The following is a 12,868-nucleotide window of genomic DNA, read 5'->3' as shown; positions in this document are numbered from 1 at the left end:
TCCTGGGCATGAAAAAGCCCGCACGGGGCGGGCTTGGGTGACTGCCGCGAACGCGGTCAGATCAGCGTCTGGATGTTGAGGGCGGCGGCGCGCACGGCGAGCTTGCGGTTCTGCCGCTCGGCGCGGCTGGTGGCCACTGCGCGGGCGATGCCATCGAGTGCGTCCTGCGGTGCCTGCAGGCGGTCGGCAAGCCCGGCATCGATACCGGCCTGGCCGCTGTAGGTACGGGCTTCGGTCCCCCGAACCTGGGCGGCGCTAAGGCCGCGGTACTCGGCCACGGCGTCGACGAAGTGCCCGTAGCTCTCCTGCACCAGCTCGTTGAGCAGTTGCAGGGACTGCTCGCTGATAGGCTCGTGCGGGGTGAGGTCGTTCTTGTGGGCGCCGGCGTAGACGGTGGTGACGGTGACGCCGAGGCGGTCCTCCATCCGCGACCGATCGAGGTGGCTGGCGATGACGCCGATGGAGCCGACGCCGGAAGTCTGGCTGACCACCAGCTCGCTGCAAGCACTGCCGATGAGGTAGCCGCCGCTGAAGGCCATGAAGTTGACGATGCCGGTGATGGGCTTCTGTTGGGCCATGGCGCGGATGCTGGCGGCCAGTTCGAAGGCCCCCGTCGCAGAACCGCCCGGGGTGTCGATATCGAGCACGATGCGTTCGACCATCGGGTCGGCCACAGCCTGCTGGATGGATGTTCGCAGGCCTTCGTAGCTGGTCATGGTCTCGCAGGGGTTCATGTGCCCGCCCCGGCTGACGAGGATGCCGTGCACGGGGATGACCTCGATGCCGGTCTGGGCGACGCGGGCGCGGCGGCGTTTTTCGATGCGTTCGAGCTGGGCGCCGGGGTCGTCGTCATCCTTCCAGAGGCCGAGCGCGCCGGGTGGGCCGACGTTGACGATGTTGAGGTTCATGGTCTGGTTGGCCCAGCGCACGCCCAGGTCGAGAACGTCGGGGGTGACCAGCAGCGGCTGGTTGAACAGCAGGCTGGAGGCCCGCAGGTAGCGTTTCACTGTGCAAGCATCCTTTCGATCTGGCGTTGCTGCATTTCCAGCTGCGCACGCACACCGGGGTTGTTGAGGTCGGGCATGCCCTTGGTGGAGTCGATCATGTTCAGCGGTTGCAGGTAGATGTCGCCGGCCTGGATGGGCGGGAGGTTCTCCAGAAGGCGGATGTCGTTCACCGATAGCCACCCCCATTGGCGGCCGATGGCGTAGGCCTCGTAGCGGCTCTTCTGGTCGCCCCGCAGCAGGCCGGAGATGTTGAATTCGATGAAGTGGTCGCGCCTGTCCTGGGGTAGCAGCAGGTCGCGCATCTTGGCCTGCTCGTGGCGCTTCACCCAGGGCAGCAGGGCGAAGACCACGTAGTGGATGAGCAGCTGCTCCAGAGTGTTGTAGTTGGACTTCTCGAGGTCGTTCACCATGGGCAGCGGGATCTTGTAGATCCGCGCGACGTCGGTACCGCTGACCTTGAGGATGCCCAGGACCTCGGCGTCGACGTTGCTCATGGACATGGGTTTGAAGGTCATGCCCTCTTGCAGCAGGGCGACCTTCTTGGCGTTGTCCATGCCGCCGTACTTCTGCGCCCACTGGTCCGTGATGTTGTTGATGCTGTCCTGGTCCTTGATCGGCGGCGCTTCACGCGGGCGCTCGATGACGCCGGAGATGGCGACGCCGTTGGCGAAGCTCTTGCCGGTGTACTGGCGCACGGCCTGGGCAAGGCCGATGGCGTCGGCATGCAGCTCGATGGGCGAGAGGCCGCGGTAGTAGTTGCGGCTGTGCCAGCGCACGTGGTGGATCTGGCGCATGGGCAGGCGCTCGGGGTGGGCGCCGACCTGGTAGTACGGCAGTAGGTCACTGCCCTTGAAGACGCCGACCCGCTCCGGGTTCAGCGGCCAGATGGCGGTGACATTGCCGTCGCCGCGCCGCTCCACCAGCCCGAAGCTGTTGCCGTGCATGCCCAGGGCGAGCTGCTCGGCTTCGCGCAGTTCGTAGGGCGTCTGGAAGCCGTTGGGCTGGTAGCGCAGCACGTCGTACAGCGGGTGGTTGATGGCCGGCTTGCGCTGGCCCTCGCCGTAGCGCTGGAAGACCTCCAGGGGCAACTGGCCGATGCTTTCGGCCAGCAGGCTGACGCAGTTCTGCAGCACGGGCAGTGCGAGCGCGCTGTCTGGCGTGACGGCGATGCCGGTGCTGTTGCGCGAGCTGCCGAGGAACCTGCGCCAGAAGTCGCTGCCGCTGTCGGTCAGGTTGCCACTGCCGAGCAGGTTGGCGAAGAACATGCTCAGCCTCGCTTGCGGAACTGTTGGATAGCGCCGGCGCGGTCGGCCAGCCAGGCCCAGGCGAGCAGGCCGAGCCCGGCGACGATCAGGGCGCTGGGCCTGTGCACCTGTTCGACGCCGGCCACCAGCAGGCCGAAGCCGGCCAGCCCGGTGAGCCAGGAAAGAATCTGCAATTTCATATTCCGACCCCTTGGTCGTAGATGGAGGTGCCGTGGCGTGCCTCCGGGTTCAGCGACATGAGCGTGACGGCGTTGAAGGTGGCCATGAGCGGGTCGATCTTGCCGGTGCCGCTGGCCTGCTTGGTGATGAGGATGGCGTTGCCGCGCGGTTCGACCCGCGCGTTGCCGCAGCACCAGGCCATCAGCGGTTGGCCGCCGTGGAGCAGCGTTCCTTCCGCGAGCTTGCGCTCGGTGGTCTTGATGGCGCCGCCCAACCGCCAGCCCTGGGAGATGCCGATGACCTGCTCCTCGGGCACCTCGGCTTCGACCAGGGCGTCGAGCACGGCGCCGATGCCGGCCGGGTCGACGCCCACCTGGTCGAGGAGACCGGCGTGGTACACCTGGGCGACCAGCCCGGCGACCTGGCTGACGTCCTCGCCGATGTGCTCGACGATGGTCAGGTGGCCGTCGCGCTCGAAGTCGCGGAAACGCGGTGCCTCGCTCTTGCGCCGTTCCAGCACCGAGGGGTGTGCCCAGGCGTGCGTCCAGAGCAGCCATTTGCGGGTGTGCAGTTCGCGGCCCAGGGCGGCGAGGCCGAGCAGGTCATCCAGGCCGCCACCGTCGATGCCGAAGTCGATGACCTCGCAGCGCGCTATCAGGTCTTCCAGGGTCAGGCCGGTTTCGACGCCCTGCTCTTCCCAGTACTTGGCGCCGGCCCAGCGGTCGGAGCGCAGCGCGAGGCCGATCTCGACGTTGAGGTGTTTGGCGAAGAAGCCGCGCAACGACTCCTCGCCGCCCTCCTCGGCCTTGCGGAATTCACGCCGCAGGAAGGCCTCGTCCACCGACGCCCCGAGGTTGGGGTTGGTGATGTGGAAGTTCGCCGGGTTGCGGTGCTCGTTGGCCTTGAGCATGCGCTCGGGGAATTCGTAGATCACCGGCAGCAGGTTGGGGTCGTCGATGCGACCGTCCCGCACGCCACGCGCGTATTGCAGCTTCTGCCGGAAGACGCCGGCGGGCGGTTGGTCCGACTGCGTGGAGAGGAAGATGACGAACCCCTCGGGCCTTGAGGCCAGCCCGCCGCAGGCTTCGCGCAGCATGTTCTCGGCGTTGGGCTGCTTGCCGAAGAGCCAGAGCTCGTCGATCAGCACGCCGGTCGCCTTCTTGCCGCCCACCGTCTCGCTGTCGGCAGCGATGACCTTGAGCGTCGCACCGGTGACACGGTGGGTGATGGTGCGGATGTGCTCCTGCACGTGGAGCAGGTCGGCCAGTTCGTCGTCCGCCTTGATCATGTCCCGGGCGGGGTGAAAGCTGTTGTTGGCCACCTCGATGGTCGGCGCGAGGATCAGGAACTCGGCCGAGTGCCGCCAGTTGACGATCAGTGCGGTGAGCATGATCCCGGCGGCGGTGGTCGACTTGGAGTTCTTCTTGCTGATGAGCAGGAAGAACTCGTTGATCAGTCGCCGGCCGGTCTCCTCGTCATAGGCACCGAAGACGGCGCCGACGAAGTCCATCACCCAGGACAGGCTGACCTCGCCCAAGGTCGGGCTGCCGGCCATGTCGACGATGCGCAGCTCGCGGAACACATCGAGCGCCTGTTCGGCGACCTGCGGGAACAGTGGCGGGATCGGGACGAGGCTCTGGCGGTTGACGATCCGCGCTTCCCAGTCCGGGCAAGCCGTCGTCCACTGCATTCATCACCTCTTGATCGGCACCACCTTGGGTGCGGCGCCCTGGCCGAAGCGGCCGGTGGCGGCACTCTTCGCGGCATCGGCTCGGCCTGCCTTCTTGCCGGCCTCCCCTTTGCGAACGTGCATGTACGGCATCAGCGCCTTGGCCGCGTCGAGGCGCAGCTTGGTATCGACCTCGCCGTCGTTCATCACGTCAAGCAGATAGGCCTGGGGATCGTCCTCGACCGGAGGCACCGGGGGTTTAACATCTGGCGCCTCGGTGTTAACACCGGCGTCCTTGGGTTTTGCACGTCGGGCGAGCTCGGCGAGCACGTCCGCATCCTTCGCCAGCCGGGAGCCCGCAGGCCCCGCCGTTGCTGGGCTGTAGCCGGCTTCGATGGCCGCCTCCTTGTTGCTCGCACCGCGCCCAAGAGCGTCGACGAAGCGCCGCTTCCTGGGTGTTAAAGCCATTAACATTTCCTCCACAGCCGAAAAAATCTGTGCGTGAGTCAGGGGGCGGTCTAGCAAGGCGAAAGGTCTGGAAATTTTTCACCCCCCTACCCCTCGCGGTTCGCCTCCTCGAGCTGCTTGTCACCCGAGTGGCATGGCGTGCAGAGCGACTGCCAGTTCTCGCGGTCCCAGAACAGCTCCGGGTCCCCGCGATGCGCCACAATGTGGTCAACCACGGTGGCCGCCATCAGCAGACCCTTGCGCTTGCAGTACACGCACAGTGGGTTGGCCCGCAGGTACTGCTCGCGCGCCTGCTGCCAGGCGTAGTTGTAACCGCGCTGTGAAGACGTCTTGCCCTGGCGCCATGAGCCTGGCTGCACGGTGGGCACGCGCCCGCCTCGCTGCATGGAGACCCGTGGGCGCAGCGTCCTGATTCTCGCCACGTCACTTCCTCGGCAGCTTGATATCGAAGAAGCGGCCCGCGATCTCGCGGATCTTCTCCACGCCCAGGAACCCCACCCAACCACCTACGAAGGTGGACATGGAGATGGGTATGTTCAGCCACTCCAGCGCGCTGCACAGCGTCAGCGTGAGGCCACCGCAGAGCGCGCCCTCCACCAGCATCTGCTGGCGTGTGCCGCCTCCGTACAGGATGCGCAGCACCGCCATCGCGAATGCCAGTGCCGCCGCATAAAGCGGCAGCGACTGCTCGCGTAGCCAGTCGAGCAGCGCGCCCCAGGTATCAGGTCTATCAGGCATCTTCATGTCTCAGAACCTCCCGGAACGGAGGCTTCAACAGGCGTATGAGAGGAAACGGCCTACACAACATTAATGTTGCATTGCAACATATTTGTTGTATCGTTGAGCCATCCGAATGACAGAGACGAGGTGATGAAACACAGCGAATTCAGGCGATGGTTACGGGCCCAGGGGGTCACCTTCGAAGCGGCGAAAGGAAGCCACTTCAAGATCACCGCTCCCAACGGCAAGACGACGATCTTCGCGGATCACGGCTCCAAGGAAATGAAAGAGCCGACCCGCAAGGCAATCATCAAGCAACTGGGGCTCACCGAGTGAGCCCCACCACCGACACTGAAGGCTGAGTGATTCATCTTAAGGAGCGCCCATGTACGACTACGCAATCCGGCTTGAAGCCGATGACACTCCAGGGCTGGCAGTCTTCTGCCGGGATCTTCCAGAGCTGAACAGCTACGGCGATGACGTCGCGCATGCGCTGGCCGAAGCCGTGGACGCCATCGAGTCAACCCTCTCCCTCTACGTGGACCAGCGTCGCGCTATTCCAGCAGCGAGCCCTGCTGAGGGTGGCGAGCATGTCGTGCGGCTTCCCGCTGTGACCGTCGCCAAGATCTACCTCTGGAACGCCATGATGGAGCAGGGTCTGCGCAAGGCAGACCTGTGCCGCCTGCTGAGCGTCGCGCCCATGCAGGTGGATCGCCTGGTGGACTTCCTCCACACCTCGAAGATGGAGGCCGTTGAAGCTGCGCTAGCAAAGCTGGGTAAGCGGCTGGCGGTAACTGTTGAAGTTGGAGAGTGGCCGCAAAGCGCATGACCAAGCCAGAAACGAAAAAGCCCCGGCGCAATGGCTGGGGCTTTTTGTGCGGGGTTAACCGCAAGATGCCTGGAATCTAAGGTTTATCCCCCGGGCTGTCAATCACCCCAACCTTTCTCTAGAGCCCATCGTGATGGAATTGCGGACACGGAATGCTCTGCTACGATGTCACAACGATATCAATACAGGGATGTAATCATGAAGTCCAAATTTCTATTTCTATTTTTCGTTGTACTAGTCCAAGGATGCTCATATAAAAATCTACGTGAACCTGATCCCATCTCCCCTTGGAAAACCAGCGGTCCAGTAGAACCACTTAAACTGTTATCCGAGCACTACAGCGCTTATCAAATAGGCGCTGCCAAAAATCACTCCGTGCTAGGTCAGCTTGCCATTGCAGGGGCCGGAGTATCCGTGATAGGCGCAGCAGCAAAGTCCCACTCCCGAGTTTATAAATCTTCCGCCGCGATAATTGCCACCGCGCTGGGCTTTGACTTCTGGGGCAATTTTGCCGAGCAGCGCCAGATTTATAGCGATGCCCGAACTCAACTGGACTGCGCAATACCACACGTCGAATTTATTGAGCAGCAAAAGAGCTCGGTACAGGGAAAACTGCTCACAATACAAACCAATCGGTCAAAAAACATCGCTGCCATTGAAGCAGGCTTTGCAAGTGCACCTGCCGGTACTCATACCTTCGCCGCAACGATTGCAAGTGATACCTCTCGCACGAGAGACGTTTCTCCAATGTGGCTGGCACGAGCGGAGATTGCCACAGACGATGCCATTTCAGATATCTCAAGAGCAGAGGATATCTCGAACTCTCTTCGTCAAAGGGTACTTTTGGATGTAGGCAACCTTCAAAAGAAGGTTGAACAACAGATAGCCGACAGATCTTTCAAGACCGAAGAAACAATCAAGATAATCACAAAACCCAGAAGCGGAGATAAAGCTCCGGGTGACACCGAGGACGCAAATTTTGTTCTCCTAGATGCCTCTGATAATGCGACCCTCCATCAAGCAAGGCAAATAATCAATGCATTCAATGAGTACGAAAAATGCATTGCAGTCAAACAACCCAATACACCCGGCACCCCGGCCGAACAGTGACGATCCATAATTAAATCGATCTACCGAATTAAGCCACGCTGAGTTTCGACAACGGCATGGCTTAAATCCACTTCTCATCCCAAAGTTACCAGTGCAGCCATGGCAAACGCTGCTATCGCTACTCCAACCGCAATCATCAAATTACCCACCAGATCCATTGCAGGCGGCGACCGATCCTTCCTAACCGCCCGCGCCTCCGCCCTTCGCCTATTCCGCGCCCGTGAAGCCATGCCCACTCCTCCATGATGCAAAGCTCCACCCTAAGCACCCCACGGCCAGCTCCTAGGACGCCCCTCAGGCCACCCGCCTTGCCTCCAGCGCCCCATCCACCCACGCCACGCCAGCCTTCCATAGCTGCCGCGTCTTCTCCTCCCCGAACCCCATCCGCTTGCCTACGATCCTGAAGGTCGCGCCGCTCGTGTAATACCGAACGATCACCTCCGCGCACTCCTCGTAGCGCTGCCCCAGGCGGGCCACCAAGCGGTCGATCAGCAGTGCATCGTCGTCCGTGATCATCGCGGCAGCCTGGTAGCCCCGGACGTTCAGCCCACGTACGTTGGCGCCCTGCCTCGCCCAGATGCCCCACTGCTCCAGCAGGCGCTCGGTGTCTTTCGTTGTTGCCATGGTCGGTCTCCAGTTGGTTCCTGATGCCCTTCATGCGGCCTTTGTGGCTCCTGTTCGTCACTGATGCGGTGCCGCAGCGGCCTGCGGCACCTGATTCGCCTCCTCTACCGTGAAGAATCCGGATTGGCGCTGTAAGGCGCGTGATTGCTGGGCTTTTGCGGCCCTGTCGAAACGGCGCGTCTTGCATCTGTCGCACCGTGGATGGCGTCGAAGCCACGCTCATCTAGCCAGGCGTGCCAACGCTGTAGCGCGTCCAGCTTCAGGTCGTCCGCCGAGGTGTTGATGTAGGTTTCCGCCGAGAAACCCATCGCGTGGTTCAGCAGCATTTCGCCGATCAGGTAGTCCACGCCCAGGTCGGCCCAGCCGGTGCGCGCGAGCTTGCGCAGGTCATGGCTGGTCCACTCCCCACCGCCCAGTGTGGAGAACACCTCACTCGCCTGCCGGGCGCTGAAGGGCAAGCCGTCGCGGTCCACCACCAAGAAGCCATCGCCCTGCCCACCTATGCGCTCGAAGTAGCGCTCCAGCAACGCCACCACCTGGTCCGTCAGTGGCAGCACATGCTCGGTACCGGTCTTCGTGTTCTCCGCTGGCAGCAACCAGAGCCGCTCCCGCAGACTGACATGGCGCTTGTGGGCCAAGCGTGTCTCGCCGATGCGGCTGCCATGCGCAAGCATCATCAGCGCCAGCATCGCCTCACCCGGGGCACGCTCGAAGTACTCCCCCAGAAGCTTGAGCAGTGACTCAACACCCATGCTGTGCAGCCGCGCCGGCCGGGGCTTACTGCGAGCCTTCACGAAGCGCCGGAAGCGCATGCCCGCCAACGGGTTCGCCTCGATCATCTCCAGTTCCAGAGCCTGCTCCAGCGCCATCACCAGCACCCGGAAGATATGCCGCAAGTGCCCCACCGAGTAGCGCTGCTGCAGCGGCCACATGAGCAAAGCGTCCACCTGCTCCACATCGACCTCAGCCAGCAGCAGATCGCCCAACCTGGGGATCAAGTGCAACGTCAGGATCGACAACACCGAATCCCGTCGCTTGGCCGAGATGTTCCGGTTCGTCTTGATGCGGTCGTGGTACCAGGTCAGCAGCTCACCCAGCGTGTGCCAGTTCCCCTTGCTGATCACCGCATCCGGGTCGACGGCCAGGCGGACACGTGTGGCGCGGATCGCCTCCAGCGCCGCACGGGTTCCCAGCTCCGGATAGCCACCCACCCGACGCCATTGCCGGCGGTGGATCAGAAACCAGCTACCGGCCTCGCGGTTGCCCGTGAAGCGAAAGCGCACCCCGGGGTAGCGAGGGTCACGCAGCTCCACCGCCCGCCCCTCTCCCTGGCGCCGCAGCTCCGCGTCGCTGAAGGTCACTACCTGCGTCCTCATGGCTCCACCTCCAGCGAAGCCTTGTGCGCTTCGATCAGGCGCGGCACATCCTCCGCTGCCCCGGTGTAGGCGAACGGCAATCGCCCATCGGGCGCCGTCACCGTGTAGCGGTGCTCCGGCAACCGGCACAGCGCCACCGTGTAGCCGCAACGGGTTTCCCAGCAGCCCGGGATCGGGTTGCGGTGTTGGTCGCGCTTCGTGCGCCACTTCAGCTCCTTGGCCAAGTCAGCCATGGTGTCCTCCCTTCGCCTCGGCGAGCATCGCGTCGAAGCGATCCCGTAGAGCTCGGTCGTAGCGTTTGAGTTGTTCGCGCCGGGCTCTGGCCTTCCGCTCCCTGGAAGCCACCAGCTCGTTGCGGATCGCCTGCAACCGTTCGTGAATACCAGGCGACGCGGCGGCAACCTGCCCGGTGATCAGGCCGGCAATCGCGCTGCCATCCTGGGTGACGTGGTTCTCGCGCATGTCCGCCAGCAATGCCCGCCCTTCCTGTGCGGTCAGGCGCTGCAGCTGCACCGCCTGCTCCACCGCCACAGCACGGCGGCCCGAGTCGAAGCCAATGGACAACGACCACCGCACCGGCTTGCCAGCCAGTCGGGCAGCCTCCAGCAACCGGTCGTAGGCGCTGAGGAATGCCATCCGCGCGCCAACCTTGTCGCGCGACTCCAGGCTCGGTTGGGCCACCTGCAGGGCCGCCAACACCTCCTCGGTCAACATCACCGAATCGAATTCGTCAGCGGCCTTCAGCGCAATGGACCAGGCCTCATCCCGCCCCGGACGACCATCCGCCACCAGCACCCGCTGCAGGATGGCCGCGCTGGTCAACCTCCCGGACACCTCTCGCCGGCACGCCTGCAGCGCGGCAACGATCACTGGCTCGTCGTAGTTACGCAGGTCCTCGATCATCATCAGCCCGGCGCTCTCGGTCAGTTGATGCCCCATCGCCTCGGCAGTGGCGAACAGCGCCAGCAACAACGCCTCCTCCTGCTCACCCGTCAGCATCGCCGTTCCTCCGCGCCCTCAGCGTCTCCAGCGCCCGCTGCGCAGCGGTCAGGTTCGCCTGCCGGCCCTCCAGCTCCTGGGCGGTGCGGTGGTTCATCTGCGTATTGGTCGCCCACTGCGTGTGGTACGCCTCGGCCCGGCTCAACAGGTCACCAATGCCATGAAAGCCGTTGATCAGCCTCGCGTCGTTGACGCTCAGGAAGTACGCCGCCACATGGTGGGCCACGTCGCTGCCCAGGCGGTCGATCAGTTGGCCAACCTGTCCTGCCACTCTGGCGTTCCAGATCGGCCATGCCTTGTAGCGCTTGCGATAGGCCATCGCGTAGTTCGCCCAGGCTCGGTAGGTCTTGCAGGTGGGGTCCCTCGGCCCTGGCATGTCATCCGGGATCTTGCATCGTGGCTCAACCACCGGAGCACTCGTTTCACCGCCTTTGGCCGGCTCTGCCGGACGGGGGTCGGTAATACTCTCTGCTGTAATCTCTTCTGTAGTCTCTGTTGTAGTCTTACTAAGGAATGCTGGTTTCCCGCAGCCATGCGTGCTGGTTTTCAACACGCTTGCACGAGGGTTTCCCGCTGCCTTGCCTGCTGGTTTTCCGCATACTGGCTTGCGGGGTTTCCGCATCCTTGTCTGCGCGCTTTCCAACCCCAGGGCTGCAGCAATCGCCTCCAGGTTCACGCGGTAATAGAGCCTGCACGGCACACCCTTTTTCTGCTCCTCCAGAACGCCGGCACGCACCAGCTTCTTGCGCGCCCCCTCCTGCTCGCAACGGGTCATCCCCGTCTCTCCCTGCCACTCTTCCATGGTCTTGAAAAACCAGCCATCCGTGCCGTCTGTACGCCTGGACCAGTACACCGCCTGGGACAGCATCAGCGCCCCCGTGATACCTGCTCCAAGCGAGACGAACGCCCGCTGAAATGCAATCGGGCGATCCAGCAGATCGCTAAGAATCATTACCCCCACCTCGTGGTGAGACATCCATGTGGTTCTTCTGATTGGCCAGTACCCGCTGAGCTGCAACGCGCAACTCGCAGGCCCGGCTCTCCATCGCCAAGAGGCGATCGACCATCACTGGCAGGTGCTCCAGATCGGCGTCATCCACAACGCCGTCCGACAACACCAGCGCACATGCTTCGACGGCACCTCCCATCCGCGAAACCAGCTCGCCGAAGGCCGTCATCGGGCACTCACCCTTCACGTCTTCACGCACGGTGAGCAGCCCATAACGGCTGTTGAGCTCGTTGAGGCAACGCTCTCGATACTCCGGCTCCAGCGCAGCCACCCAGGGCTCCTCCAGCCAGCTCGGGAACTCGATCTCCGCCGTAATCCAGCGCCGCACCCGCTTCCACCAGGTGGCGGTCTGCTTCAGGTACTCCCGGCCGTCGTCACCGGAAATGGCGTTCAGATCCGGCACCTTCTTCAGCACCGCCCGGCTACCCATCTGCTCATGGATCACCTTGTTCAATCGGGTCGCGAAAGTGGTTTCGGGAATCGCACGGGTCACCATCTGCTGCGCGTGATCGAGCAGCACCTGCTCACGGCTGCAAAGTCGTCTGCGGGATGACGCTGTCATTCCGGCCTCCTGTTCATAGCTTTGTGCTCACTCACGGCGAAGACCTGCGAAGAGAGGGAGACGGGAACGGCTTGACCTCCTCTGCCGAGTAGGTGCCGTCGTCGTTAAGCCGGACGTGGATCTGACGCTCGAGCCTCAGGGCCTTGCTAAGGGCGCCTTGGGTCAAACCGAGGAGCGTGGCGGCATTGCGCTGCCCTTTCTCCTTCGCAAATTCCTTGATGGGGATCTGTTTCATACCGCTCTCCAGTCGCTAGGGGCGACCAGAAGTATTGCCCTTGGAAATTACCAAAAACAATCGTTATGAAAGTTGCTGGCGATTGCCTGCGGAAATAAACTGCTGCAATGATTGGAAAACGACAGCTCGAAGACTGGGAAAAGGCTGAGTGCGCTGCACTAAAGGCTGAAATCGCAGCCTACAACGCCTCAAAACCACGTGGGCAACGCATCACGCAGGAAGCTGTGGGAGTGGCGCTGGGCATGTATCAGGGCTCAGTCAGTAACTTTCTGAACGGCAGAACCCTTCTGAATATCGAGTTCGCAATCGGTATCTCACAACTCATAGGAGTACCTGTAGAGCGCTTCAGCCCTCGCCTTGCGAAACAGATTGCTCGAATGTCGGCGATAGTAGATAGCATCGGAGAAGGCTTGCACTCGATGCCGGTAAGAGAGGTTGGCAGGTACCCCCTTATCAGCTGGACTAGCGCGGTGAAACGAATTGATACACCTGACTACATGGCGCCCGATGATGGAAAAGAGTGGTATGAGACCCTTGTAAATCCAGGGAGAAACGGGTACTGGCTTCCCTGCAAAGGGAAATCCATGGTCTCTGACACTTCGCCGTCTTTTCCAGAGGGCTTACCAATTCTGGTGCAACCTGAAGGCTTCGAAATGGAAGATGGCAAATACTACATAGCCTATGCACCAGGGATGGAAGCGACCTTCAAGCAGTACATAGTCGAAGCTGGCGTCAAGTATCTTGCTTCTCTAAACCCAAGCTTCAGACCCATCGAAATGGGTGACGACTGGGTAATTATTGGTCGCGTGATAGACGCCAAATCCATCAACCTCTAA

At 62.4% G+C, this 12,868-nt stretch carries 18 protein-coding genes; 4 read left to right on the top strand and 14 right to left on the bottom strand.

All coding sequences use genetic code 11. The features are described 5' to 3' along the window. Positions 1-56: 56 nt before the first annotated feature. From WFQ67_RS22595 to WFQ67_RS22565, 7 genes are all read right to left on the bottom strand, one after another. Positions 57-1,007 (bottom strand): S49 family peptidase, encoded by a 951-nt coding sequence (locus WFQ67_RS22595; RefSeq protein ID WP_337058269.1) that lies wholly within the window; start codon positions 1,005-1,007, stop codon positions 57-59. Then, a complete protein-coding gene (locus WFQ67_RS22590; RefSeq protein ID WP_337058268.1) occupies positions 1,004-2,272 on the bottom strand; it encodes a phage portal protein in 1,269 nt (422 codons plus the stop codon). Before WFQ67_RS22590 ends, WFQ67_RS22595 begins: the two co-directional genes overlap by 4 nt. Positions 2,273-2,274: 2 nt before the next feature. Continuing rightward, the gene (locus WFQ67_RS22585) at positions 2,275-2,451 is read right to left on the bottom strand and encodes a hypothetical protein (RefSeq protein WP_213629624.1); all 177 of its coding nucleotides are present in this window, start codon (positions 2,449-2,451) and stop codon (positions 2,275-2,277) included. After that, a complete protein-coding gene (locus WFQ67_RS22580; RefSeq protein WP_337058267.1) occupies positions 2,448-4,121 on the bottom strand; it encodes a terminase large subunit in 1,674 nt (557 codons plus the stop codon). The genes WFQ67_RS22585 and WFQ67_RS22580 overlap by 4 nt, the downstream gene beginning before the upstream one ends. A 3-nt stretch (positions 4,122-4,124) precedes the next feature. Beyond that, positions 4,125-4,568: a terminase small subunit gene (locus WFQ67_RS22575; RefSeq protein ID WP_337058266.1), complete on the bottom strand. Its 444-nt coding sequence runs from the start codon at positions 4,566-4,568 to the stop codon at positions 4,125-4,127. Positions 4,569-4,654: 86 nt separating this feature from the next. Next, on the bottom strand, positions 4,655-4,990 hold the full coding sequence (locus WFQ67_RS22570) for an HNH endonuclease (RefSeq protein WP_337058265.1): 336 nt from the start codon (positions 4,988-4,990) through the stop codon (positions 4,655-4,657). 1 nt (position 4,991) lies between these two features. Then, positions 4,992-5,312, bottom strand: a complete 321-nt coding sequence (locus WFQ67_RS22565; RefSeq protein ID WP_184490333.1) for a phage holin, lambda family — start codon at positions 5,310-5,312, stop codon at positions 4,992-4,994. Between the two features lie 126 nt (positions 5,313-5,438). On the opposite strand from WFQ67_RS22565, the gene WFQ67_RS22560 reads away from it, so the two are divergent. The 3 genes from WFQ67_RS22560 to WFQ67_RS22550 all read left to right on the top strand — a co-directional run bounded on the left by WFQ67_RS22560 (position 5,439) and on the right by WFQ67_RS22550 (position 7,227). Beyond that, positions 5,439-5,624 (top strand): type II toxin-antitoxin system HicA family toxin, encoded by a 186-nt coding sequence (locus WFQ67_RS22560; protein WP_031286782.1) that lies wholly within the window; start codon positions 5,439-5,441, stop codon positions 5,622-5,624. A gap of 49 nt (positions 5,625-5,673) precedes the next feature. Further along, a complete protein-coding gene (locus WFQ67_RS22555) occupies positions 5,674-6,117 on the top strand; it encodes a type II toxin-antitoxin system HicB family antitoxin (protein WP_337058264.1) in 444 nt (147 codons plus the stop codon). A 198-nt stretch (positions 6,118-6,315) separates the two neighbouring features. Next, on the top strand, positions 6,316-7,227 hold the full coding sequence (locus WFQ67_RS22550) for a hypothetical protein (RefSeq protein ID WP_337058263.1): 912 nt from the start codon (positions 6,316-6,318) through the stop codon (positions 7,225-7,227). Positions 7,228-7,521: 294 nt separating this feature from the next. Here the strand turns inward: WFQ67_RS22550 and WFQ67_RS22545 are convergent, their stop codons facing one another. The 7 genes from WFQ67_RS22545 to WFQ67_RS22515 form a co-directional block, all read right to left on the bottom strand. Next, positions 7,522-7,851 carry an antiterminator Q family protein gene (locus tag WFQ67_RS22545; RefSeq protein WP_213629612.1) on the bottom strand — a complete coding sequence of 110 codons (330 nt, stop codon included), beginning with the start codon at positions 7,849-7,851 and terminating at the stop codon, positions 7,522-7,524. 104 nt (positions 7,852-7,955) lie between these two features. Continuing rightward, positions 7,956-9,212, bottom strand: coding sequence for a tyrosine-type recombinase/integrase (locus WFQ67_RS22540; RefSeq protein WP_337058262.1), 1,257 nt, complete (start codon positions 9,210-9,212; stop codon positions 7,956-7,958). 11 nt (positions 9,213-9,223) lie between these two features. Continuing rightward, positions 9,224-9,460, bottom strand: coding sequence for a hypothetical protein (locus WFQ67_RS22535; RefSeq protein ID WP_271105837.1), 237 nt, complete (start codon positions 9,458-9,460; stop codon positions 9,224-9,226). Beyond that, positions 9,453-10,226, bottom strand: coding sequence for a hypothetical protein (locus WFQ67_RS22530; protein WP_337058261.1), 774 nt, complete (start codon positions 10,224-10,226; stop codon positions 9,453-9,455). Before WFQ67_RS22530 ends, WFQ67_RS22535 begins: the two co-directional genes overlap by 8 nt. Next, a complete protein-coding gene (locus WFQ67_RS22525) occupies positions 10,213-11,178 on the bottom strand; it encodes a helix-turn-helix domain-containing protein (RefSeq protein WP_337058260.1) in 966 nt (321 codons plus the stop codon). Before WFQ67_RS22525 ends, WFQ67_RS22530 begins: the two co-directional genes overlap by 14 nt. Beyond that, the gene (locus tag WFQ67_RS22520) at positions 11,168-11,797 is read right to left on the bottom strand and encodes a hypothetical protein (protein ID WP_337058259.1); all 630 of its coding nucleotides are present in this window, start codon (positions 11,795-11,797) and stop codon (positions 11,168-11,170) included. The genes WFQ67_RS22525 and WFQ67_RS22520 overlap by 11 nt, the downstream gene beginning before the upstream one ends. A 31-nt stretch (positions 11,798-11,828) precedes the next feature. After that, on the bottom strand, positions 11,829-12,032 hold the full coding sequence (locus WFQ67_RS22515) for a Cro/CI family transcriptional regulator (RefSeq protein WP_337058258.1): 204 nt from the start codon (positions 12,030-12,032) through the stop codon (positions 11,829-11,831). Positions 12,033-12,139: 107 nt separating this feature from the next. Here WFQ67_RS22515 and WFQ67_RS22510 point away from each other — a divergent pair, with 107 nt between their 5' ends. Beyond that, the gene (locus tag WFQ67_RS22510; protein ID WP_337058257.1) at positions 12,140-12,868 is read left to right on the top strand and encodes a LexA family transcriptional regulator; all 729 of its coding nucleotides are present in this window, start codon (positions 12,140-12,142) and stop codon (positions 12,866-12,868) included.

Source organism: Pseudomonas sp. USHLN015 (assembly GCF_037153275.1).
GTDB lineage: Bacteria > Pseudomonadota > Gammaproteobacteria > Pseudomonadales > Pseudomonadaceae > Metapseudomonas > Metapseudomonas tohonis.
The sequence above is the reverse complement of the archived record's forward strand: the minus strand, read 5'-3'. Positions and strand labels throughout refer to the sequence as shown.

Coding starts and splice junctions, on each gene's coding strand:
- WFQ67_RS22585 (WP_213629624.1), bottom strand. CDS start 2,451: ATGAAATTGCAGATTCTTTCCTGGCTCACCGGGCTGGCCGGCTTCGGC.
- WFQ67_RS22535 (WP_271105837.1), bottom strand. CDS start 9,460: ATGGCTGACTTGGCCAAGGAGCTGAAGTGGCGCACGAAGCGCGACCAA.
- WFQ67_RS22510 (WP_337058257.1), top strand. CDS start 12,140: ATGATTGGAAAACGACAGCTCGAAGACTGGGAAAAGGCTGAGTGCGCT.
- WFQ67_RS22575 (WP_337058266.1), bottom strand. CDS start 4,568: ATGGCTTTAACACCCAGGAAGCGGCGCTTCGTCGACGCTCTTGGGCGC.
- WFQ67_RS22590 (WP_337058268.1), bottom strand. CDS start 2,272: ATGTTCTTCGCCAACCTGCTCGGCAGTGGCAACCTGACCGACAGCGGC.
- WFQ67_RS22565 (WP_184490333.1), bottom strand. CDS start 5,312: ATGAAGATGCCTGATAGACCTGATACCTGGGGCGCGCTGCTCGACTGG.
- WFQ67_RS22580 (WP_337058267.1), bottom strand. CDS start 4,121: ATGCAGTGGACGACGGCTTGCCCGGACTGGGAAGCGCGGATCGTCAAC.
- WFQ67_RS22530 (WP_337058261.1), bottom strand. CDS start 10,226: ATGCTGACGGGTGAGCAGGAGGAGGCGTTGTTGCTGGCGCTGTTCGCC.
- WFQ67_RS22555 (WP_337058264.1), top strand. CDS start 5,674: ATGTACGACTACGCAATCCGGCTTGAAGCCGATGACACTCCAGGGCTG.
- WFQ67_RS22515 (WP_337058258.1), bottom strand. CDS start 12,032: ATGAAACAGATCCCCATCAAGGAATTTGCGAAGGAGAAAGGGCAGCGC.
- WFQ67_RS22550 (WP_337058263.1), top strand. CDS start 6,316: ATGAAGTCCAAATTTCTATTTCTATTTTTCGTTGTACTAGTCCAAGGA.
- WFQ67_RS22545 (WP_213629612.1), bottom strand. CDS start 7,851: ATGGCAACAACGAAAGACACCGAGCGCCTGCTGGAGCAGTGGGGCATC.
- WFQ67_RS22560 (WP_031286782.1), top strand. CDS start 5,439: ATGAAACACAGCGAATTCAGGCGATGGTTACGGGCCCAGGGGGTCACC.
- WFQ67_RS22525 (WP_337058260.1), bottom strand. CDS start 11,178: ATGATTCTTAGCGATCTGCTGGATCGCCCGATTGCATTTCAGCGGGCG.
- WFQ67_RS22520 (WP_337058259.1), bottom strand. CDS start 11,797: ATGACAGCGTCATCCCGCAGACGACTTTGCAGCCGTGAGCAGGTGCTG.